This is a genomic window from Pseudomonas sp. NY5710, from assembly GCF_013305665.1.
In the GTDB taxonomy this organism is placed as follows: domain Bacteria; phylum Pseudomonadota; class Gammaproteobacteria; order Pseudomonadales; family Pseudomonadaceae; genus Aquipseudomonas; species Aquipseudomonas juntendi.
This window is the reverse complement of the sequence record NZ_CP045554.1, coordinates 3,714,571-3,736,907: the sequence shown is the minus strand read 5'-3', so window position 1 is coordinate 3,736,907 and position 22,337 is coordinate 3,714,571. Positions and strand designations below refer to the sequence as shown.

Here is a 22,337-nt window from a genome sequence, read left to right as displayed (position 1 = left end):
CCATGGTGGCGGCAACACAACGCATTAACGGTGGACTGGCGCGCTGGAAGCCCTGGCGGCCGGTCCATCATCGTTTCGTAAAAGATTTTGAGCTCAAGGGCAGGGCAGGCCGACGATAACGGCCCCCGCCTGCCAATACTGGAGAAAAAAAGCATGAGCAACTGGTTAGTCGACAAACTGATCCCTTCGATCATGCGTTCCGAGGTGAAAAAGAGCTCGGTGCCTGAAGGCCTGTGGCACAAGTGCCCGTCCTGCGAGGCCGTGCTGTATCGCCCGGAGCTGGAAAAAACCCTCGATGTCTGCCCCAAGTGCAACCATCACATGCGCATCGGCGCACGCGCGCGCATCGACATCTTCCTCGACGCCGAAGGCCGTGCCGAACTGGGCGCCGACCTCGAGCCGGTCGACCGCCTGAAATTCCGCGATAGCAAGAAGTACAAGGATCGCCTGACCGGCGCGCAGAAGCAGACTGGCGAAAAAGACGCGTTGATCTCCATGAGCGGTACCCTGATGGGTATGCCGATCGTGGTCAGTGCCTTCGAGTTCTCGTTCATGGGCGGTTCCATGGGCGCCATCGTCGGTGAGCGCTTCGTCCGCGCTGCCAACTACGCCCTGGAGAACCGTTGCCCAATGGTCTGCTTCTCCGCTTCCGGCGGTGCGCGCATGCAAGAGGCGCTGATCTCGCTGATGCAGATGGCCAAGACCTCGGCGGTGCTGGCGCGCCTGCGCGAAGAAGGCATCCCGTTCATCTCGGTGCTGACCGACCCGGTCTACGGCGGTGTATCCGCCAGCCTGGCCACGCTTGGCGACGTCATCGTCGGTGAACCGAAGGCGCTGATCGGCTTCGCCGGCCCACGTGTGATCGAACAGACCGTACGCGAAAAGCTGCCTGAAGGCTTCCAGCGTAGCGAGTTCCTGCTGGAGCATGGCGCCATCGACCTGATCATCTCCCGTGGTGAGCTGCGCCCGCGCCTGGCTCGCCTGCTGGCGCAGATGACTGGCCAGGAAACCCCCGAGCAAGCGCGTGAGGCGGCTGCCGTCGCGTGATGAAACAACGATCCCTGGGCGAATGGCTCGCCTACCTCGAACAGTTGCACCCCTCGGCCATCGACATGGGCCTGGAGCGGTCGCAGCAGGTGCTTGCCCGGCTGGCGCTGGGTAAGCTGGCGCCACGCGTGGTGACCGTGACCGGCACCAACGGCAAGGGTTCGACCTGTGCTTTCGTGGCCTCGTTGCTGCGTGCCCAGGGGTTCAAGGTGGGCGTGTACAGCTCGCCGCACCTGTTGCGTTACAACGAGCGGGTGCTGATCGATGGCCTGGAGGCCAGCGATGAGCGCCTGTGCGAAGCCTTCGCCGCCGTGGAGGCGGCGCGGGGCGATATTTCCCTGACTTACTTCGAGATGGGCACGCTGGCTGCGTTCTGGTTGTTCCACCAGTCGCAGCTCGATGCCGTGGTGCTGGAAGTGGGTCTTGGCGGGCGCCTGGACACCGTGAACGTGGTGGATGCTGACCTGGCCCTGGTGACCAGTATCGGCGTCGACCATGTCGATTACCTGGGCGACACCCGTGAGCAGGTGGCCTTTGAGAAGGCCGGTATCTTCCGCCCGGGCAAACCGGCCCTGTGCGGCGATCTCGACCCGCCACAACCGCTGCTGGAAAAAGCCGCCGAACTGGCTGCGCCCTTGTTCCTGCGCGGCCGTGACTTTGACCTGGCAAGCGCCGAAAACGGCTGGAACTGGCGTGGCACTGCTGCCGATGGCGCGCCCGTTGAGCTGCACGGCCTGCCGTTGCTCGACCTGCCGATGGAAAACGCCACGCTGGCCCTGCAGGCGTACCTGTTGATGGGCCTGCCGTGGGATGCCGCGCAGGTGCGCCAGGCGTTGCTGGATACCCGGATTACCGGGCGTCTCGACCGTCGCCAGCTGGTCTGGCAGGGCCGGCCGGTGGAGTTGCTGCTGGATGTCGGGCACAACCCGCATGCGGCGCAGTACCTGGCCCGGCGCCTGGCGAGCCGGCCGCTGAAGGGGCGCCGGCTGGCGGTATTCGGCCTGCTCGCCGACAAGGACCTGGCAGGCGTGGTCGCGCCGCTGCACGGGTTGATCGATGACTGGGCCGTGGCCCCGCTGGACACCCCGCGCAGCCGGCCAGCTGCCGAGTTGGCCGAAGCCTTGACGAACCTTGGCGCGACGGTGAAGTCTTATGCCGGAGTCGACGCGGCCCTCGAAGGGCAATGCGCGCAGGCAACGGCAGATGACCAGATCGTGCTGTTCGGTTCGTTTTTCTGTGTCGCCCAGGCCCTGGCGTGGCTGGAGCGGCATGCCCAGGAGGGTAGAGTAGATGGCAGTGCTGGATAAAGGGATGAAACAGCGCATGGTCGGTGCGCTGGTGCTGGTGGCACTGGCGGTGATCTTCCTGCCGATGCTGTTCACCCGCGAGGACGAGATGCGCCAGGTGCGCGTCGAAGCCCCGCAGGCACCTGCCATGCCCAGCCTGCCGGAAGTGAAGGTAGACCCGGTGACCGTGCCGCAGCCGCAGGAAGTTCCTGAAGCACCGCAGCCGGCGCCGGTGGTGGTCGACGAGTCGACTGCCCCTGCCAGCACGCCCAGCCAGCCGATCACGGCCTCGCCACAGACCCAGGCACAGGCCCAGCCGGTCAAGCCGCAGGCGTCCGCACCGGCGGCCAAGGTCGAAACCAAACCTGCAGCGACGCCGGCCCAGGCTGCGCCATCGAAGATCGACGTCAACGGGCTGCCGGTCAGTTGGTCGATCCAGCTGGCCAGCCTGTCCAACCGCGCCGGTGCCGAGAAGCTGCAGCAAACCTTGCGTAGCCAGGGTTACAACGCCTATATCCGTTCGGCCGGCGGCATGAACCGGGTGTATGTGGGGCCATTGATCGAGCGCGCTGAGGCCGAGCGCGTGCGCGATGCGGTCAACCGCCAGAACAGCCTGAAAGGCTTTGTGGTGCGTTTCCAGCCTGAGCGCGGCTGATATCGCCAGGGCGGCTTTGCCGCCCATCGCCGGCAAGCCAGCTCCCACAGGGGCTGCACATGGCTTGAGGTTTATGCAGTCCCCGGGAGCTGGCGTGCTGGCGATGGCGCAAATACCCATCCACCTGACATAGGAGCTGCACATAGCGTGAGGTTTATACAGTCCCTGTGGGAGCTGGCTTGCCGGCGATGAACCAAACACCCATCCACCTGACATTCCGCTTACCCAAGCCCCCACCGCTCTGGTAAAATGCGCCGCCTCTAACGTCTGCAGGCAGCGCCGTGGCATTTACCCTGGTTGATTGGGCGATCATCGCGATCATCGCCGTCTCCACACTGATCAGTCTCAAGCGCGGCTTCGTCAAGGAAGCCTTGTCCTTGCTCATCTGGATCATTGCCGGTGCGGTTGCCTGGATGTTCGGCGGTTCGCTCTCGGTGTATCTTGAAAGCTACATCCAGACGCCATCGATGCGCGTCATCGCGGGCTGCGCCATTCTTTTCGTCGCCACCTTGCTGGTGGGGGCCATGGTCAACTTCCTGGTCGGCGAGCTTATCCGCGTGACCGGGCTGTCCGGCACCGACCGTTTCCTGGGCATGGCCTTCGGCGCCGCGCGCGGGGCCTTGCTGGTAGTGGTGGCCATCGGCCTGATCAGCCTGGGGCCGGTTCAACAGGACACCTGGTGGCAGGAGTCGCGCCTGATACCACAATTTCTTCTGGTCGCCGACTGGTCGAAAAACCTGATTCTGGGTTTCGCCGGCCAATGGTCGCCCGGTGGTCTGATCAGCGCTCCGGCTGATCTTCCGTTCAAGGAACAGTTGCTCGGGCCAGCTAAGCCCTGAGCGCTATTCACTCAAGTTTCATCAAAGTAGGGGTTGCGTCGCATGTGTGGCATCGTCGGTATCGTCGGTAAGTCGAACGTCAATCAGGCGCTGTATGACGCGCTTACGGTCCTCCAGCACCGCGGCCAGGACGCTGCCGGTATCGTGACCAGCCATGACGGCCGGTTGTTCTTGCGCAAGGATAATGGCCTGGTGCGCGACGTGTTCCAGCAGCGCCACATGCAGCGCCTGGTGGGCAATATCGGCATCGGCCATGTGCGCTACCCGACCGCGGGCAGCTCGACCTCGGCCGAGGCCCAGCCGTTCTACGTCAACTCCCCGTATGGCATCACCCTGGCGCATAACGGCAACCTGACCAACGTCGAACAGTTGGCCAAGGAGATCTACGAGTCCGATCTGCGCCACGTCAACACCAACTCCGACTCGGAAGTGCTGCTCAACGTGTTCGCCCACGAGCTGGCGGTGCGCGGCAAGCTGCAGCCGACCGAAGAAGACGTGTTCGCTGCCGTTTCCCATGTGCACAGCCGCTGTGTAGGTGGCTACGCCGTGGTGGCAATGATCACCGGCTACGGTATTGTCGGCTTCCGTGACCCGCACGGCATCCGCCCGGTGGTGTTCGGCCAGCGTCACACCGACGAAGGCGTCGAATACATGATCGCCTCCGAAAGCGTCGCCCTGGACGTGCTGGGTTTCACCCTGATCCGCGACCTGGCACCCGGCGAAGCGGTGTACATCACCGAGGAAGGCCAGCTGTTCACCAAACAGTGCGCCGAAGCGCCGAAGCTGCAGCCATGCATCTTCGAGCATGTCTACCTCGCCCGCCCAGACTCGATCATCGACGGTGTGTCGGTGTACAAGGCGCGCCTGCGCATGGGTGAAAAGCTCGCCGACAAGATCATGCGCGAGCGCCCCGATCACGACATCGACGTGGTCATCCCGATTCCCGACACCAGCCGCACCGCCGCCCTGGAGCTGGCCAACCGCCTGGGTGTCAAGTTCCGCGAAGGCTTCGTCAAGAACCGTTACATCGGCCGTACCTTCATCATGCCTGGCCAGGCTGCGCGCAAGAAGTCGGTGCGCCAGAAGCTCAACGCCATCGAGCTGGAATTCCGTGGCAAGAACGTGATGCTGGTGGACGATTCGATCGTGCGCGGTACTACGTGCAAGCAGATCATCCAGATGGCCCGCGAAGCCGGCGCCAAGAATGTCTACTTCTGCTCGGCAGCCCCGGCAGTGCGCTTCCCCAACGTCTACGGCATCGACATGCCGAGCGTGCACGAACTGATCGCTCACAACCGCACCACCGAACAAGTGGGTGAGTTGATTGGCGCCGACTGGCTGGTCTATCAGGACCTGCCGGACCTGATCGACTCGGTCGGCGGCGGCAAGATCAAGATCGAGCACTTCGACTGCGCGGTGTTCAACGGTGAGTATGTCACCGGCGATATCGACGAAGCCTACCTCGACCGCATCGAGCAGGCCCGCAACGACCTGGCCAAGGTCAAGAACCAGGCGGTCAGCGCGATCATCGACCTCTACAACAACTGATTCAGGGAGCGACGGCATGACGGATCAATGGGATGCCGGGCGACTGGACAGCGACCTCGAGGGTGTCGGTTTCGACACCCTGGCGGTGCGCGCTGGCCAAAGCCGTACACCGGAAGGCGAGCACAGCGAAGCGCTGTTCCTGACCTCCAGCTATGTGTTCCGCACGGCGGCCGACGCCGCTGCGCGCTTTGCCGGCGAAACGCCAGGCAACGTCTATTCGCGTTACACCAACCCGTCGGTGCGTGCCTTTGAAGAGCGGCTGGCCGCGATGGAAGGCGCCGAGCAGGCTGTGGGCACCTCCACCGGCATGGCGGCGCTGCTGGCTGTGGTCATGTCGTTGTGCAGTAGCGGTGACCATGTGCTGGTGTCGCAGAGCGTATTTGGCTCGACCATCAGCCTGTTCGAGAAGTACTTCAAGCGCTTCGGCCTGCAGGTGGACTACGTGCCGCTGGCCGACCTCGCGGGCTGGGAAAAGGCCATCAAGGCCAATACCAAGCTGCTGATCGTCGAATCGCCATCCAATCCGCTGGCCGAACTGGTCGATATCACTGCCCTCAGTGAAATTGCCCATGCCCATGGCGCCATGCTGGTCGTCGACAACTGCTTCAGCACCCCGGCACTGCAACAACCGTTGAAGCTGGGTGCCGATATCGTGTTCCACTCGGCGACCAAGTTCATCGACGGCCAGGGGCGTTGCATGGGCGGCGCAGTGGCCGGCCGAGCCGAGCAGATGAAAGAGGTGGTGGGCTTCCTGCGTACCGCAGGCCCGACCCTCAGCCCGTTCAATGCCTGGATCTTCACCAAGGGCCTGGAAACCTTGCGGTTGCGCATGCGTGCGCATTGCGAAAGTGCCCAGGCCCTGGCTGAGTGGCTGGAGCAACAGGACGGCGTGGAGAAGGTGCATTACGCCGGCTTGCCAAGCCACCCCCAGCACGCCCTGGCCAAGCGCCAGATGAGTGGCTTTGGTGCAGTGGTCAGCTTCGAGGTCAAGGGCGGCAAAGAGGGCGCCTGGCGCTTCATCGACGCCACTCGGGTGATTTCCATCACCACCAACCTGGGCGACAGCAAGACCACCATCGCCCACCCGGCCACCACGTCCCACGGCCGCCTGTCGCCGCAGGAGCGTGAGGCTGCAGGTATTCGCGACAGCCTGATCCGCGTTGCCGTGGGCCTGGAAGACGTGGCAGACCTGCAGGCCGACCTGGCGCGCGGGTTGGCCGCACTGTGATGCAGATTGGCGGCAGCACCCCGGGCCACAACGGCCGGGTAGCCCTGGTGACCGGAGCCGCGCGCGGCATCGGCCTGGGCATTGCCGCCTGGTTGATCTGCGAGGGTTGGCAGGTGGTGCTCAGCGACCTTGACCGGCAGCGGGGCGCCAAGGTGGCCAAGGCCCTGGGTGACAATGCCTGGTTCATCACCATGGACGTTGCCGACGAGGCCCAGGTCAGTGCCGGGGTATCCGAGGTGCTCGGGCAATTTGGCCGCCTGGATGCACTGGTGTGCAATGCAGCGATCGCCAACCCGCACAACCAGACCTTGGAAAGCCTGAGCCTGGCGCAGTGGAACCGGGTGCTGGCGGTGAACCTCAATGGCCCGATGCTGCTGGCCAAGCATTGTGCGCCGTACCTGCGTGCGCACAACGGGGCGATCGTCAACCTCACCTCCACCCGGGCGCGGCAGTCCGAGCCTGATACCGAGGCCTACGCGGCGAGCAAGGGCGGCCTGGTGGCCTTGACCCATGCGCTGGCGATGAGTTTGGGCCCGGAGATCCGCGTCAATGCGGTGAGCCCTGGCTGGATCGATGCCCGTGACCCGGCGCAGCGCCGTGCCGAGCCGTTGAGCGAAGCCGACCACGCCCAGCACCCAACGGGCAGGGTAGGGACCGTGGAGGATGTGGCTGCCATGGTTGCCTGGTTGCTGTCACGGCAGGCGGCGTTCGTCACTGGCCAGGAGTTCGTGGTCGATGGCGGCATGACCCGCAAGATGATCTACACCTGAGCTGCAAGCTTCAAGCTTCAAGCTTCAAGCTTCAAGCTTCAAGCTGCAAGCTGCAAGAGGGGGCCGCAAGGTTCCTTCGTCATTTGTAGGGTTCAGAAATTCATCAAGCGACCCCATGCTTGTTCTTGCCACTTGCCACTTGCCACTTGCCACTTGCCACTTGCCACTTGCCACTTGCCACTTGCCACTTGCCACTTGCCACTTGCCACTTGCCACTTCTTCGAAAAAAATCCAACGGGGCTATTGACTTAGCTTCGCCACCTGCGTAAATTTCGCGGCCTCAGCGAAGCAAACGCAACAAGTAACATCGCGAGGGTGATTAGCTCAGCCGGGAGAGCATCTGCCTTACAAGCAGAGGGTCGGCGGTTCGATCCCGTCATCACCCACCACTTCCTGAGATGTTCCTGCCGCTTCAGGTTTCGCAAGAAACCCAAAGCCAGAGAGGAACGCACTGCGCAGCGGTAGTTCAGTCGGTTAGAATACCGGCCTGTCACGCCGGGGGTCGCGGGTTCGAGTCCCGTCCGCTGCGCCATTTTTCAGTAACAGATCGGTGCCTGACACCGGTCTGGAGCCACAAGGCCAACGCCTTGGGCTGATCCCAGTTTCAATCGGGCGCAAGCCTGAACGATACGCAGCGGTAGTTCAGTCGGTTAGAATACCGGCCTGTCACGCCGGGGGTCGCGGGTTCGAGTCCCGTCCGCTGCGCCATCTTCGTTTCAAGGTCCCTAGAACGCCTTGAAACAAACACAAGAGAAGCGATGATCCAATCGCTTTTTTTGTGCCTGCCTTGCGGCCCTCGTGCCCCAAGGTCAGACCCAGTTTCAATCGGGCGCAAGCCTGAATGATACGCAGCGGTAGTTCAGTCGGTTAGAATACCGGCCTGTCACGCCGGGGGTCGCGGGTTCGAGTCCCGTCCGCTGCGCCATCTTCGCCCCAAGGCCCCATGAACGCCTTGAGGCAACGTCAAAGCGACCTTCGGGTCGCTTTTTTCGTTCTGGTACCTGGCTGTTATTGGCCTGGGCCCACATTTACACCAACCTTACAGGTTCTTCACCGACCAGTGGTTGGTGTGCTCGCCTGCTGTGTTGCACAATAGGCACCCTCTCGACATACCCGGAATACGCAATGACCAGATCTTCCGTCTTTGGTGCGCTCGGGCTGGCCCTGGTGCTGGCGGGCGTGAGCGGTTGTTCCTCGAAAAAAGCGGCCGTCTACGAGCACGAGAACTTCGCTGACTCGGGTACGTTCTCGCGCAGTTTCCCGGTAAGCGATGCCGGCTCTTGCGAGGCGGCGCGGCGCGCCTTGCTCAGCCAGGGCTACATCATCACCAGCAGCGGTGCCAACCAGGTGGTGGGCAACAAGAGCTTCCAGCAGAACAGCGAAAACCACCTGCAGATCAGCTTCAACGTTACCTGCGCGCCAGACGCGAGTGACGACCAGCACTCGACCATGTTCGCCAACGCCCTGCAGGACCGCTACGCGCTGAAAAAGTCCAACACCTCGGCCAGCCTGGGCGTAGGCGTGCTGGGTTCGGTGTCGATGCCGATTGGCTCCAGCGACGACTCGATGGTCAAGGTCGCGAGCGAGACGGTAACGGCGGCGCAATTCTACGATCGCTATTTTGCCTTGGTGGAAAGTTACCTGCCCAAACCGAAGAAGGTCAGCAAAGCCAAGGTCGAAGCGCCAAAAGTGGAAAAACCGGCGGTTACCCTGGGGCTGCCGGAGCAAGCGGCGGCGAACCCACTGACACCGACCCCGGCGGCGGCAGCGCCGGCGCCCGCTGCTGAAACTGCGCCCGCCGCGCAGGCCGCGCCAGTCACCGAAGCGCAGCCCGCGCCAGCAGCGGCTGCCCCAGCCACGGAGGCGCCAGTGGCACCTGTGGTGGATGACAGCCAGGGTTCGCAGCCGCTGGCACCACCGCCCGAAGCGGCGCCGATTCAGGTGCAGCAGGATACGCAGCCATCCGAGGCAGCCACGTCCACGCCTTGATGCTTCAGCAGTCGCTGGCGGGCCCGGTCATACCCACAGGGCCAGCAGCGCGGCGGCCAAGGCAGGCGGCATCACCAGCGCACCTAGGCACAGAAAGCGCCACGCGCTGACATGTTCACCCTCCCGGCGAATCGCCACCAACCACAACAGGGTGGCCAGGGAGCCGGTAATCGACAGGTTCGGACCTAGATCGACGCCAATCAACAAGGCTGCAGTGGTTTGCTGAGGCAGCGCCACCAGCGAGCCCATGGACCCGGCGATCAACCCGGTCGGCAGGTTGTTCATCAGGTTGCTGGCGATCGCCACACCCACGCCGCCGACCCAGCTGGCGGTAACCGGTGTTTGCGCGGACAGGCTGGCCAGTGCCTGGGCGAGGCGCTCGATCAGCCCGGTCTGTGCAACGGCTTCGACCAGGATGAACAGGCCTGCCACCAAGGGCAGCACGCCCCAGGCCACGTGGCGCAGCACCGGCAGTGGGCTGCGTCGTTGCCACAGGTGGATCAGTGCCGTGGTCGCCACCCCGGCACAGAACGTTGGCAGCCCCAGCGCCCGATCCAGTGCCGAGGCGCCCAGCAGCAACGCGCCGGCGACCACGATACCCATCGCACACAGGCGGGCGCCAGTCGTCAGGGGCTCGCCGCTCACGCTCAGCGCCAGCGGTTGGCGTATCTGCCGGCGCTGAGTCACCCGCAGCACCCCATAGGTCAGGCAGATTGCGGCCAGGGAAGGCAGGCTGAACTGGCGTAGCCAGTCCAGCAGTGGCGGCATATGGCTGCCGAATACCACCAGGTTGGCAGGGTTGGAGATAGGCAGTACGAAACTCGCGGCGTTGGCGATGAAGGCGCAGATGAACAGGTAGGGCAGTGGCTCGGCCTTGGCGGCCTTGCATGCGGCATAGACTGCCGGGGTCAGGACCACGGCCGTGGCGTCGTTGGACAGGAATACCGTAACCAGCGTGCCCACCAGGAATACCAGGTCGAACAGCCGTTGCCCGGAACCCCGCGCATGTTGCACGGCATAACGTGCCAGCCAGTCGAACAAGCCTTCCTGGCGAGCAAGTTCGGCCAGTACCATCATGCCGATCAGAAACAGGTAGACGTCACCGCCTTCGGCCACCGCGGCCAGCGCCCGCCGAGGCGTCATCAGGCCAAGGCCGACCAGCAGCACCGCCCCGCCCATGGCCCAGACGTACTCCGGAACGCGCCATGGGCGCAAAATGACGCCGCAGGTAGCCAGCGCGGCGACCGCCCAGATGATCAATGCACTTTCACTGACAGGCATAAGGCGCTCAGTTTCCGACCGGGGTGGGCAGTGGCGCTGGCAGGCTGCGCGGGTGCGTTTCTGGCAGCGCCAGCACCACCAGGGTGAAGGCGACCCCGGCGATACCCGCCAGGGTCAGGAACGCGGCATCGTAGCCTGCAGCTTGCACCACCAGCCCGGCGATGCCAGGGCTGAGCGCGGCGCCCAGCCCGAACACCGCGGTCAGCGCGCCGAGGCTCACATTGAATCGGCCGGTACCTTCGGTCAGGTCCTTGACCACAATCGGGAACAGCGCACCGAAGATCCCGGCACCGATGCCATCGAGCAGTTGCACGCCCACCAGCCAGAACGGGTTGTCAGACACCACATAGAGCGCCCCGCGAAGCGGCAGTATCAGGAAACCGATCAGCAGGAACGGCCTGCGGCCCCAGTGTTCGGCCTTGGCGCCTACCAGCAGCGCCATGGGCACCATCACCAGTTGCGCGGCAACGATGCAGGCGGAGGTCAGCGGGGTGGCCAGCTGCAGGTCGACCTGCGAGAGCTTCTGGCTGACCAGTGGCAGCATGGCCGCGTTGGCCAGGTGAAACAGCGCGCAACACGCGGCGAATACCAGTAGCGTCCGGTTGTGCAGCAGTACCCGCAGCCCTGCAGGGGCGTCATCACCGCCGGGGCCGTGCATCAGGCCGCGGGCCAGTTGGTGATCGATGGCCGTGGCAGGCACGCAGCTCACCGCCACGACACTGGCCACGGTCAACACGGCCATCAGGTAGAACACCACTACCGGGCCGAACAGATACGCCAGGCCGCCGGCCAGCAGTGCCGAACAGGCATTGCCGGCATGGTTGAAGGTTTCGTTGCGGCCTACCCGGCGGGTAAAGGCTTTGGGGCCGCTGATGCCCAAGGATATGGCGGCGATCGCTGGCGCAAAGATCGAGCCCGCCAGGGCACTGATGGTCTGGGTCAAGGCTACCCCGCTGAACGAGGAAATCCACGGCAACAGCAGGCAGCTGCCAGTCACCAGCAGCGCAGCGATCACCACCACGGCACGCTTGGCTTTGGTGCGGTCGATCAATGCCCCTGCCGGGGTTTGCGCCAACAGTGCCGCAATGCCTGCCAGGCTCATTACCAGGCCGATGCTAGCCGGCTGCCATTGATGCACCGCCAGCAGGTAGATGGCCAGGTACGGCCCAAGCCCGTCACGCACATCTGCCAAAAAGAAGTTCAGCCAGTCGAGGGCGCCGTCGGGAGAAGCGGGAGAGCGTGGTCTGGCCAAGATGCAGTCTCGAAAGGGATCATGGGGGGAGCGCGCCTGCTGTGTGCGCCAGCCCTGACGGACAGGCACACGGGCTTTCCCAGGCAATGCTCGGTAGTCGTTGTTCAATCGACAACTGGGTGTGGAAAGGGCTCCGAAAACTGTACGTGAAACATTTTTGATGGCTGCTTCATGCCGCAGGCGTTTCTCGCTTCGCTAGCATGCCGTGCTTTTACTGCGCAGAGAACGCCCGTGGTTCGAATGTTGTCCTGTGCTGCGGTCCTGGCTTCTTCATCGGCCTGTTCGCTCGCCCAAGCTGCACCTGCCGAACCGCCAGCCCTGACGGTCCAGAGTTCCGGCGGCAGGCTGCAGGTGCTGGCCGCGCCCTCGGGCCTGCTACAGGCTAAGATGCGCAAGGATACGCCCCTATGGTTGAAAGAGAGCTGTATGGAGTTACGTCAACTTCGCTATTTCCTGAGTGTCCTGGAGCACGGCAGCCTTGGCAGGGCTGCGGTCGAGCTTGGCGTCGGTGCTTCGGCACTGAGCCAGCAATTGTCAAAGCTGGAAAGCGAGGTCTGTACCCGGTTGCTGACGCGCTCGAGCACCGGCGTGTCGCCGACTGCTGCGGGCCTGGCCTTCGAGTACCACGCGCGCCTGGCCCTGCGCCAGGCAGAGCACGCTGTGCTGGCCGCGCAAAGCGGCCGCATGAGCGGCTATGTCAGCGTGGGCCTGGCGCCGACTACAGCGTCGGTGCTGGGCCTGGCGCTGATCGACAGGATGCGTGAACGCTATCCCGACATCCGCCTGCACCTGGTGGAGATGCTCTCGGGCTACCTGGTAAACCAGCTCAACGCCAGGCACCTTGACCTTGCGGTGTTGTTCCAGGCAGAAGCGGGGCCGCGGCTGGATGTGCGGCCGCTGCTCACCGAGCGGCTGTTTGCACTCATCCCCGCCGCGCTGGTGCGCCCCGAATGGGGTGAATCGCTGACGTTGCAGCAGATCGCCACGCTGCCCTTGGTGATGCCCAGCACGCAGCACGGCTTGCGCGCGACCCTGCGCGCGATCTTCGAGCGTGCCGGGCTGGAGGCCAACATTGTCATGGAAGTCGATGGCCTGTCGCTGCTGATGGATTGCGTTTGCGCGGGCCATGCTGCCACCCTGCAGCCGGGCGCCACGGTGGCCCGGGCGCACCAGGCGGGGTTGCGGGTATATGCCATTGATGATGCCCAGGCGCAGCGCCGCAACGTAATGGTCAGCCTGGCCGACGACGAGCTGTCACCGGCTGCACTGGCGACCCGGATCGTGCTGCAGGAAGTAGCGCGGGCGCTGGTGGAGCAGGGGCGGTGGCCTGGCGCCCGGCTGCTCTGACGGCGGCCCGCCGCTTGCCCACCCTTTAGAAAAACTGAAGGCCCCCCCGCTGTCATCGCGTTTCGCCCCGCCCGGGCACTGATTAAAGTCCCTGGCCACGAGGAGCAGCCGACCATTCGGCGCTTCGTGACCTGGAGGCGAAATGATCGATGTGCTAGTCATCGGAGGGGGTAATGCCGCCCTCTGTGCCGCGCTGATGGCGCGCGAGGCCGGAGCCAGCGTGCTGCTGCTCGAGGCCGCACCCCGCGCCTGGCGTGGTGGCAATTCCCAACACACGCGCAACCTGCGCTGCATGCATGACGCCCCGCAGGACGTGTTGGTCGAGGCATACCCAGAGGAGGAGTTCTGGCAGGACCTGCTCAAGGTGACCGGGGGCCAGACCGACGAAAAGCTCGCGCGCCTGGTGATCCGCGCCTCTGCCAGTTGCCGGGGCTGGATGCGCCGGCATGGCGTGCATTTCCAGCCTTCCTTGTCCGGTGCGCTGCACACTGCCCGCACCAACGCGTTTTTCATGGGCGGTGGCAAGGCGCTGGTCAATGCCTATTTCCGCAGTGCCGAAAAGCTGGGCGTGCAGATACGCTACGACACGCCTGTGGCCGACATCGAGCTGGACAACGGCCGCTTCGTTGCGGCCCATGTGCCGGCGCGCGAGGTTCAGGGGCGCGCCCTGCCGGGCGAACGTATCGAGGCGCGCAGTTGTGTGCTGGCGGCCGGTGGCTTCGAGTCCAACCGCCAGTGGTTGCGCGATGCCTGGGGGCAGAACGAGCGGGGCGAATGGCCTGCGGACAACTTCCTGATTCGCGGTACGCGTTTCAACGAAGGGGTGCTGTTGCGCCGCATGATCGAACAGGGTGCCGATACCATCGGCGACCCTACGCAAGCGCACATGGTGGCGATCGACGCCCGGGCGCCGCTTTACGACGGCGGCATCTGCACGCGTATCGACTGTGTGTCGCTGGGGGTGGTGGTCAACCGCGACGGCCAGCGCTTTTACGATGAAGGCGAGGATTTCTGGCCCAAGCGCTATGCCATCTGGGGCCGGCTGGTGGCTCAGCAGCCAGGGCAGGTGGGTTTCTCGATCATTGACCAGAAAGCCCTTGGCCGTTTCATGCCGCCAGTGTTCTCGGGCGCCCGCGCCGATACCCTGGAGGGGCTGGCGGCGTCGCTCGGTTTGCCCGTGCCGGCCTTCGTCGAGACGGTGCAGGCCTACAACCGCGCCTGCCGGGTCGGCAGATTCGACCACACCCGCCTGGACGACTGCCACACCCAAGGCCTGCAACCGGTGAAAAGCCACTGGGCTCGGCCGCTCGACACGCCGCCTTACTACGGCTACCCGCTGCGCCCCGGCGTGACCTTCACCTACCTGGGGCTGCGCACCGATGAAACGGCGGCCGTGCATTTTGCCGGCCGGCCCAGCCCCAACCTGTTCGTCGCCGGCGAAATGATGGCGGGCAATGTGCTGGGCAAGGGCTACACGGCAGGTGTCGGCATGTCCATCGGCACTGCCTTCGGCCGCATCGCCGGCACCAGCGCCGCTGTCGCAACCGGCCACGACCATCCAGAACACGAGAACGACCATGACCGCGCAACTGCCTGAAGCACGCCAGCCCGTCGCCCAACCCGCAGCACTTGAACTGATACCTGCGCTGAACCTGGAAGAGCAGGAAGTCGACCGGCAAATGCGTATCTGCAATGCCTGCCGCTACTGCGAGGGCTTTTGTGCCGTATTCCCGGCAATGACCCGTCGGCTTGAGTTCGGCAAGGCCGACATCCACTACCTGGCCAACCTGTGCCACAACTGTGGGGCCTGCCTGCATGCCTGCCAGTACGCCGCCCCCCACGAATTTGCCGTGAACGTGCCCCAGGCCATGGCCAAGGTGCGTGGCCAGACCTACGCCGAGTATGCCTGGCCGGCCCGCTTCGGCCGGCTGTATCAGCACAACGGCACCTACGTCGCCGTTGCCCTGTCGCTGGCCCTATCGCTGTTCCTGCTGCTGACCTTGTGGCTCAACGGCACGTTGTTGCCGGGGCGGCTGGCCGGAAACTTCTACGCGGTATTCCCGCACAATACCCTGGCATTGATGTTCGGTGGGGTATTCGCTGCGGCGGGCCTGGCGCTTGGGGTGGCGGTACGTCGCTTCTGGCGTGCTGTAACGCCTGCAAACGCCCAGGCGCAACCCGCCCAAGGGGCCGTGCTGGAGGCAACCAGCGCGGTGTTGACCTTGAAGTACCTGGACGGTGGCCACGGCCAGGGCTGCAACAATGCCGATGACCGCTACACGCTGTGGCGCCGGTGCTTCCATCACATGACCTTCTACGGCTTCATGCTGTGCTTTGCCGCCACGGTGGTCGCTACCGGCTACCACTACCTGCTGGGCCAGCAGGCGCCATACCCGCTGCTCAGCGCGCCGGTGCTGCTGGGTACCTTGGGAGGTATCGGCCTGATCGTCGGCCCGCTCGGGTTGCTGGCGCTGAACCTGCGCCGGGCCCCGGAGCAGGGCGACGTCGCCCAGCGCCCCATGGACCGTGCCTTCATCCTGCTCCTGCTGCTGGTCAGCGCCAGTGGCCTTGCCTTGCTGGGCCTGCGTGATACCGCAGCAATGGCGATCGTGCTGGCGCTGCACCTGGGTACGGTCATGGCGCTGTTCGTCACGTTGCCCTATGGCAAGTTTGCCCATGGGCTGTTCCGCTCGGCCGCCCTGCTCAAGTTCGCCATCGAGAAGCGCCGCCCCAACACCCTCGGCCTGGGCGGGGAATGACGATGAGTGCTGCCGCCCTGCACCCCTCGCTGCACCCAGGCCAACGCCAGGCTGACCGGTCAGCGGTTGGGCCACTTTTCCAGCAGGATCGAGACGAATTTCTCCGCCGCCGGCGACAGCGAGGCGCCACGCCGGTAGACCAGGCCCAGGGTGCGAGTGACCTCGGGCTCGGTCAGCGGCACGCTGACCAGCGTTGGGTGGTCGGCGTTGGGCATGGCCAGGCTGGGCATGGCCGACACGCCCAGCCCGGCTTCGACCATGCCCAGCGAGGTGGACAGGTGCTGCACTTCATAAAACCACTTGGGCCGCAGGTTGAGCCCGGACAGGGCGTGGTCCAGCAGCATTCGGTTGCCGCTCAGCCGGCCCACGCCAATCAGGCGGTAGTCGGCCAGTTCCGTCCAGGTCACGCATTCCCGGTTTGCCAGCTTGTGGTCGCGACGGCAAGCCAACACGAAATGCTCCTGTACCAAGGAGACGAACTCGATGTCCGGGTGCTGGCCGCTCATCATGTTGATGCCGAAGTCGGCTTCACCGCGCAGCACGGCTTCGAGCCCGTCGTTGGCACTGAGGTCAAGCAGGCGGATGCGGATCTTCGGGTATTGCTCGTTGTAGTCGCGAATCACCGACGGCAGGAAATAGAACGCGGCGGTGGGGATGCAGGCCAGGGTCACCTGGCCGGTCTGGCGCTCGGCCAGCTCGCGAATGCTCAGGATCGAGTCTTCGAAGTCATCCAGCAGGCGCCTGGCCTTGGGCAGGAAGTCGCGCCCGACACTGGTCAGGCTGACGCGACGGGTGGTGCGCTCAAGCAGGGACGTGCCCAACCCTTCTTCCAGCTTCTTGATCCGCCGGCTGAGCGCCGGCTGGGACAAATGCAGCGCTTCCGCAGCCTCGTGGAAACTGCCGAGTTCGGCGATTTTCACGAAAGATCGGATGTCTTGGAGTTCATATTCCATCTCGAATCGCTCTCTGGCCCCGGTGTTTAATTGATGCCTGGATCGGAATAATAGCTACGATATTTGCATTGGATTGATTTATCCATCCCTGTCAATCTTGTGTCCACAACATCAATGATGTCCATTGATCAACAAGAGTGCGAAATCATGCAACGAATTCCTTGCGTACTCATGCGCGGTGGCACCTCCAAGGGGCCGTTTTTCCACGCCTGGGACCTGCCTGCCAACGTGGTCGAGCGCGACGAATTACTGATCAACCTGATGGGCTCCGGGCATGAACTGGAAATCGACGGGATCGGTGGCGGTAGCCCGCAGACCAGCAAGGTCGCGATTGTAAGCCCATCGCTGCATGCCGACGCTGACGTAGATTACCTGTTCGTGCAGGTCATGGTCGCCCAGCGCCGGGTCGACACTGCCCCTAACTGCGGCAACATGCTGTGCGCCGTTGGCCCGTTCGCCATCGAGCAAGGGTTGGTCAAGGGCCAGGAAGGCAAGACCCTGGTGCGTATCCGCAACCTCAACACCGGAACGTTCGTCAACTCGCTGGTGGAAACCCCCGGCGGGATCGTGCGTTACGAAGGCCGCACGGCGATCGATGGCGTTCCGGGCACTGCCGCCCCGGTGCAGCTGACGTTCCTCGATGCGGTTGGCAGCAAGACCGGCAAGCTGTTCCCGACCGGCCAGGCCACGGACGTGATCGATGGTGTACCGGTCACCTGCATCGACATGGCCATGCCGATGATGGTGGTCGAGGCCAGCCAGCTCGGTGTCACCGGTTCTGAAACCCCTGCCGAACTCGATGCCAACGAAGACCTGCTCAAGCGCCTGGAAGCGCTGCGCCTGAAGGCCGGCAAGGCCATGGGCCTGGGCGATGTCAGCGGGATGGTCATCCCCAAGCCGGTGTTGGTTTCCAAGCCGCGCTACGACGGCACCCTGCAGGTTCGCTACTTCATGCCGCACAGCTGCCACCGCGCGCTGGCCATTACAGGTTCGATCGGGTTGGCCACTGCCTGTGTCAGCCCTGGCACCGTGATTGGTGAGCTGCTGGGCGAGGGCGCCGAGCAATTGACCGAAGTGCGCCTGGAACACCCAAGCGGTGGCATCGATGTGGCATTGTCGCGCACCGGCGCCGATGGCAAGACCATCCAGGCCTCGGTGGTGCGAACCGCCCGACGGTTGTTCTCAGGTTTCGTTTACGCCCCTACATTCCGCAGATTGGCCGGGTAGCTCTGGCAGCCGTTCAGCTCCAAACATTTGCAACAAGCGCATCCGCACAATTTCAACAATGGGTGATGCCTCATGAGACTCGCCAAATCGCTGTACTTTCAGATCCTCTGCGCCGTCCTGCTGGGCGTAGTGGTCGGCCACTTCTGGGCGCAACAGGCTGTTGCGCTCAAGCCGCTGGGTGATGCTTTCATCAAGCTGATCAAGATGATGATTGCCCCGGTGGTGTTCTGCACCATCGTCACCGGTATCGCCGGCATGACCGACAAGCGCTCCCTGGGGCGCTTGATGAGCAAGACATTGCTGTTGTTCCTGGGCTTGACCGTGGTCAGCCTGATGATCGGCCTGGCGGCGGTGTACCTGTTCCGCCCTGGCGTCGGCATGAACATCGACCCAGCGACCCTCAGCACTGCCGGGCTGAGCCAGTACGCTGCGTCGGCGGCCAAGCTCAGTGTGGTCGACTTCTTCATGCACATCATCCCGGACACCTTCATCGGTGCGTTCAACAAGGGTGAGGTGCTGCCGGTGCTGTTCATCGCCGTGCTCAGCGGTTTTGCCCTGTCGTCCATGGGCGAGAAGGGCAAGCCGGTACTGAATGTGCTGGAATCGGCCTCGACCATGGTGTTCCGCATCTTCGGCTACCTGATGCGCTTCGCCCCCATCGGCGCCTTCGGTGCACTGGCGTTCACGGTCGGCCAGTACGGCGTGACCTCGCTGGGTGCCTTGGCCAAGCTGGTCGGTACGCTGTACATCGCCTGTGCGTTCTTCGTGCTGGTGGTGCTCGGCGGCATCTGCCGTGCGTATGGCTTCAGTTTGTGGAAGCTGCTGCGCTACTTCCGCGAGGAATTCCTGGTGGTGCTCGGCACGTCCTCCACCGAGCCGGTGCTGCCGCGCATGCTGGAGAAGCTGGAGAAACTGGGCTGCAAGAAGGGCGTGGTAGGGCTGGTGCTGCCTACTGGCTATTCCTTCAACCTCGACGGCACGGCCATCTACCTGTCGCTGGCCGCGGTGTTCATTGCCCAGGCCTGCAACATCGACCTGACCCTCGGCCAGACGGTGACCATGCTGGCGATCATGCTGCTGTCGTCCAAAGGGGCAGCAGGCGTGACCGGCAGTGGTTTCGTGGCCCTGGCCTCGACCCTCACCGTGATTCACGACATCCCGCTGGCCGGGCTTGCCTTGCTGATCGGTATCGATCGCTTCATGTCCGAAGCGCGCGCCCTGACCAGCCTGGCCAGCAACGCTGTGGCGACCGTGGTCATCTCCTTGTCGGAAAATGCCTGTGACCGGAAAACGCTGCTGCGCCGCCTGAACGGAATCCCGGCCGCTGCAGACGAAGCCGATACGGCACAGGCCGACTGGGCTGCGGAGCCTCGGCACCACGGCTGAACACCTTTTCCATCTGTCCTCGCTGACTTGAAATCCCACCCAGCAACCTGACGGTGCGGGTGGGGTAGGGGGCCGTCTGCCCTGCTGGCGGCCGCAACACAATAAAAACAAGAGAAAAAACCATGCTCGCACTCCTGGGCCTGATCATGGTGGTGACCTTCACCTACCTGATCATGAGTAAACGCCTGTCCCCCATCGTGGCGCTCACCGTCGTACCGATTGTCTTCGCAGTGATCGGTGGCTTTGCCCCCGACCTGGGAAAGATGATGCTCGATGGCTTGAAAATGGTGGCACCGTCAGCCGCACTGCTGTTGTTCGCCATCCTGTTCTTCGGCCTGATGATCGATGCCGGCCTGTTCGACCCGCTGATCCGCAAGATCCTCAAGCGCGTCAATGGCGACCCGGTCAAGATCGCCATCGGCACCGCGCTGCTGTCGCTGGTGGTGGCGCTGGACGGTGACGGCACCACCACGTACATGATCACCTGCGCGGCCATGCTGCCGTTGTACAAGCGCATCGGCATGAACCCGATGATCCTGGCCACGGTGTCGATGCTGTCGCTGAGCATCATGAGTGGCATGAGCCCCTGGGGCGGGCCGGCTACCCGGGCCATCGCCGCGTTGGGCCTGGACGCCACCGAATATTTCATCCCGATGTTGCCGACCGTGATCGGTGGCGCTGCCTGGGTGGTATTCACCGCCTTCCTGCTGGGCCGTGCCGAGCGTCGCCGCATCGGGAACATCGCCCTGGAGTCGGGTGGTGGCAATTGCTACATCAAGGAAATCCTTGGCGACGCTCCCTACAAGCGCCCACGCCTGGCCTATGTAAACCTGGCCCTGGTGATCGCCGTGATGACCGCGTTGGTGTTCGGGGTAATGCACGCGGCGATCCTCTTCATGATCGGCTTCGTCGCCGCGCTGATGATCAACTACCCGCAACTGGACTTGCAGAAAGAACGCATCCTCGCCCATTCGGGCAATGCCATGACCGTGGTATTGCTAGTATTTGCCGCGGGCATCTTCGCCGGTATCTTCTCGGGCACCAAGATGGTCGACGCCCTGGCGCAGACCCTGGTCGACTGGATTCCTGCCGCCTGGAGCCACTGGTTCCCACTGGTGGTGGCCCTGACCAGCATGCCATTGACCTTCGTGCTGTCGAACGACGCCTACTACTTTGGCGTGGTACCGATCCTGGCCAATGCCGCGACCGCCTATGGCATCGACCCGATTGAAATCGCCCGCGCCTCGGTGCTGGGCCAGCCGGTGCACCTGATGAGCCCACTGGTGGCCTCGACCCTGCTGTTGGTGGGGATGGTCGACCGCGACATCGGTGATTTCCAGAAAGCCACGGTGAAATGGGCGGTGCTCACATCGTTGGTGATCACTGCGCTGGCGCTGGCCACCGGTGCCTTGTCCTTCTTCGTCTGAACTGCTTCGGGCGCCGACCGGCGCCCCGCTCACCCAAAAACAACAATAGAGTATCAATCATGTCCCGAGCTGTTTTCCGTGGGGCCACCTGTGGCCTGCTGTGCGGCTGGCTGCCTGTGGCCGGCGCCGCCGGTTTCGTCGACGATAGCAAGCTGAAGCTGCAACTGCGCAATGTGTACTTCAACGAAAACTTCCGCGACGAACAGGGCATGAGCCCGCGCGCCGCTGCCACCGCCAAGAGCGAGCGGGTGGAATGGGCGCAGGGCTTCCTGCTCGACTATCAGTCCGGTTTCACCCAGGGCCCGCTGGGGCTGGGGCTCGACGCCATGGGGCTGCTCGGCGTGCGGCTCGATTCGGGCCGCGGCCGCAGCGGTACCGGTTTGCTGCCGACGCATGACGATGGCCGCGCCGCAGACGAGTTTGCCAGTGCCGGCGTGACGGCCAAGGCGCGGCTTGGGCAGACCGTGGTCAAGCATGGCACCTTGCTGCCGAAAACCCCGGTGCTGATCTACAACGATGCCCGCTTGTTGCCGCAAACCTACCAGGGCACCCAGCTGACCAGCACCGACATCGACAACCTGACCCTGACTGCCGGGCACCTGAACCGCTTCAAGCTGCGCGACTCCTCTGACAGCACTGGCCTGTACCTGGACGGTTACAGCGGTGGCGAGTCTGGCGATTTCAACTTTGCCGGCGCCGATTACGCCGTCAACAAGCAGTTGAAGTTGAGCTATTTCCACGGCCAGCTGGAACACTTCTACCGCCAGGACTTTGCCGGCCTGATTTACGACCTGCCCTTGGCCGGCGGCGTGCTCACCACCGACTTGCGCTATTTCAACAGCCGCGACAGCGGCGCTGCCCGGGGCGGCGAAATCGACAATGACATGTTCAGCGGGCAACTGTCGTACACCCATTCCGGGCACACATTCGGGGGTGGCTACCAGGTGCTCGACGGCAAGGCCGGGCTGCCCTACATCAGCGGCGCCACGGTGTACTCGTTCAGTAACGTGGGTATCGGCAAGTTCATCGAGGAAGAAGAGAAAACCTGGATGGCCAGCTATGCCTACAACTTCGCTGCGGCGGGCATCCCAGGGCTTACCTTCATGACCCGCTACCTCAGCGGGGATAACGGGCGCTCGGCTGACGCTGGGCTGAGCGAGTGGGAGCGCGACATGGAGCTGGCCTACGTGGTGCAATCCGGGCCGGTCAAGGGCCTTGGGGTGAAGCTGCGCAACTACGTGTACCGCTCCGACTTCTCCCGCGGGCGTGACAGCAACCGCATCTACCTGACCTACGACATCGCCCTCTGGTAAGGGATAAGCGCCGCAGTCAGCCCTGGCGGG

The 22,337-nt window shown here is 63.9% G+C and carries 18 protein-coding genes and 4 tRNA genes; 19 read left to right on the top strand and 3 right to left on the bottom strand.

Translation table 11 applies throughout. The features are described 5' to 3' along the window. The first annotated feature begins 153 nt into the window (after positions 1-153). The 12 genes from accD (at position 154) to GEV39_RS17115 (ending at position 9,362) form a co-directional block, all read left to right on the top strand. Positions 154-1,047 carry an acetyl-CoA carboxylase, carboxyltransferase subunit beta gene (gene accD, locus GEV39_RS17170; RefSeq protein ID WP_173890662.1) on the top strand — a complete coding sequence of 298 codons (894 nt, stop codon included), beginning with the start codon at positions 154-156 and terminating at the stop codon, positions 1,045-1,047. Continuing rightward, positions 1,047-2,354 carry a bifunctional tetrahydrofolate synthase/dihydrofolate synthase gene (folC, locus tag GEV39_RS17165; protein WP_173890660.1) on the top strand — a complete coding sequence of 436 codons (1,308 nt, stop codon included), beginning with the start codon at positions 1,047-1,049 and terminating at the stop codon, positions 2,352-2,354. Before accD ends, folC begins: the two co-directional genes overlap by 1 nt. Then, positions 2,338-2,988 (top strand): SPOR domain-containing protein, encoded by a 651-nt coding sequence (locus tag GEV39_RS17160; protein WP_173890658.1) that lies wholly within the window; start codon positions 2,338-2,340, stop codon positions 2,986-2,988. The genes folC and GEV39_RS17160 overlap by 17 nt, the downstream gene beginning before the upstream one ends. A 281-nt stretch (positions 2,989-3,269) precedes the next feature. Next, positions 3,270-3,827, top strand: coding sequence for a CvpA family protein (locus GEV39_RS17155; RefSeq protein WP_029886425.1), 558 nt, complete (start codon positions 3,270-3,272; stop codon positions 3,825-3,827). Between the two features lie 42 nt (positions 3,828-3,869). Further along, positions 3,870-5,375: an amidophosphoribosyltransferase gene (purF, locus tag GEV39_RS17150; protein WP_009683775.1), complete on the top strand. Its 1,506-nt coding sequence runs from the start codon at positions 3,870-3,872 to the stop codon at positions 5,373-5,375. A 16-nt stretch (positions 5,376-5,391) separates the two neighbouring features. Next, entirely contained in the window at positions 5,392-6,603 is a 1,212-nt protein-coding gene (locus GEV39_RS17145) for an O-succinylhomoserine sulfhydrylase (protein WP_173890656.1), read from the top strand. Continuing rightward, the gene (locus GEV39_RS17140; RefSeq protein WP_054905332.1) at positions 6,603-7,373 is read left to right on the top strand and encodes an SDR family oxidoreductase; all 771 of its coding nucleotides are present in this window, start codon (positions 6,603-6,605) and stop codon (positions 7,371-7,373) included. The genes GEV39_RS17145 and GEV39_RS17140 overlap by 1 nt, the downstream gene beginning before the upstream one ends. A gap of 313 nt (positions 7,374-7,686) precedes the next feature. Then, positions 7,687-7,762, top strand: a tRNA-Val gene (locus GEV39_RS17135). 66 nt (positions 7,763-7,828) lie between these two features. Beyond that, a tRNA-Asp gene (locus tag GEV39_RS17130) sits at positions 7,829-7,905 on the top strand. 99 nt (positions 7,906-8,004) lie between these two features. Further along, positions 8,005-8,081 (top strand) — tRNA-Asp (locus tag GEV39_RS17125). 140 nt (positions 8,082-8,221) lie between these two features. Further along, a tRNA-Asp gene (locus GEV39_RS17120) sits at positions 8,222-8,298 on the top strand. Positions 8,299-8,498: 200 nt separating this feature from the next. Continuing rightward, positions 8,499-9,362 (top strand): DUF2242 domain-containing protein, encoded by an 864-nt coding sequence (locus GEV39_RS17115; RefSeq protein ID WP_173890654.1) that lies wholly within the window; start codon positions 8,499-8,501, stop codon positions 9,360-9,362. A 27-nt stretch (positions 9,363-9,389) separates the two neighbouring features. Here the strand turns inward: GEV39_RS17115 and GEV39_RS17110 are convergent, their stop codons facing one another. Next, positions 9,390-10,643, bottom strand: a complete 1,254-nt coding sequence (locus tag GEV39_RS17110) for an arsenic transporter (RefSeq protein WP_173890652.1) — start codon at positions 10,641-10,643, stop codon at positions 9,390-9,392. A 7-nt stretch (positions 10,644-10,650) separates the two neighbouring features. After that, the gene (locus GEV39_RS17105) at positions 10,651-11,895 is read right to left on the bottom strand and encodes an MFS transporter (protein WP_173890651.1); all 1,245 of its coding nucleotides are present in this window, start codon (positions 11,893-11,895) and stop codon (positions 10,651-10,653) included. A gap of 426 nt (positions 11,896-12,321) precedes the next feature. Between GEV39_RS17105 and GEV39_RS17100 the strand changes: the two genes are divergently transcribed. The 3 genes from GEV39_RS17100 (at position 12,322) to tcuB (ending at position 16,001) form a co-directional block, all read left to right on the top strand. Beyond that, positions 12,322-13,242: a LysR family transcriptional regulator gene (locus GEV39_RS17100; protein WP_173890649.1), complete on the top strand. Its 921-nt coding sequence runs from the start codon at positions 12,322-12,324 to the stop codon at positions 13,240-13,242. A gap of 142 nt (positions 13,243-13,384) precedes the next feature. Then, positions 13,385-14,839, top strand: coding sequence for an FAD-dependent tricarballylate dehydrogenase TcuA (gene tcuA, locus GEV39_RS17095; protein WP_173890647.1), 1,455 nt, complete (start codon positions 13,385-13,387; stop codon positions 14,837-14,839). After that, entirely contained in the window at positions 14,820-16,001 is a 1,182-nt protein-coding gene (gene tcuB, locus GEV39_RS17090; protein ID WP_249414288.1) for a tricarballylate utilization 4Fe-4S protein TcuB, read from the top strand. The genes tcuA and tcuB overlap by 20 nt, the downstream gene beginning before the upstream one ends. 59 nt (positions 16,002-16,060) lie before the next feature. On the opposite strand, the gene GEV39_RS17085 is transcribed toward tcuB, so the two are convergent. After that, positions 16,061-16,954, bottom strand: coding sequence for a LysR family transcriptional regulator (locus tag GEV39_RS17085; protein ID WP_009683764.1), 894 nt, complete (start codon positions 16,952-16,954; stop codon positions 16,061-16,063). 147 nt (positions 16,955-17,101) lie between these two features. Between GEV39_RS17085 and GEV39_RS17080 the strand changes: the two genes are divergently transcribed. The 4 genes from GEV39_RS17080 to GEV39_RS17065 all read left to right on the top strand — a co-directional run bounded on the left by GEV39_RS17080 (position 17,102) and on the right by GEV39_RS17065 (position 22,307). Then, positions 17,102-18,181 (top strand): 4-oxalomesaconate tautomerase, encoded by a 1,080-nt coding sequence (locus tag GEV39_RS17080; RefSeq protein ID WP_082416152.1) that lies wholly within the window; start codon positions 17,102-17,104, stop codon positions 18,179-18,181. 72 nt (positions 18,182-18,253) lie between these two features. Further along, positions 18,254-19,567: a dicarboxylate/amino acid:cation symporter gene (locus GEV39_RS17075; RefSeq protein WP_029886337.1), complete on the top strand. Its 1,314-nt coding sequence runs from the start codon at positions 18,254-18,256 to the stop codon at positions 19,565-19,567. Between the two features lie 122 nt (positions 19,568-19,689). After that, a complete protein-coding gene (locus GEV39_RS17070) occupies positions 19,690-20,994 on the top strand; it encodes a CitMHS family transporter (protein WP_009683761.1) in 1,305 nt (434 codons plus the stop codon). 59 nt (positions 20,995-21,053) lie between these two features. Then, a complete protein-coding gene (locus GEV39_RS17065) occupies positions 21,054-22,307 on the top strand; it encodes an OprD family porin (RefSeq protein WP_173890645.1) in 1,254 nt (417 codons plus the stop codon). Positions 22,308-22,337 lie beyond the last annotated feature (30 nt).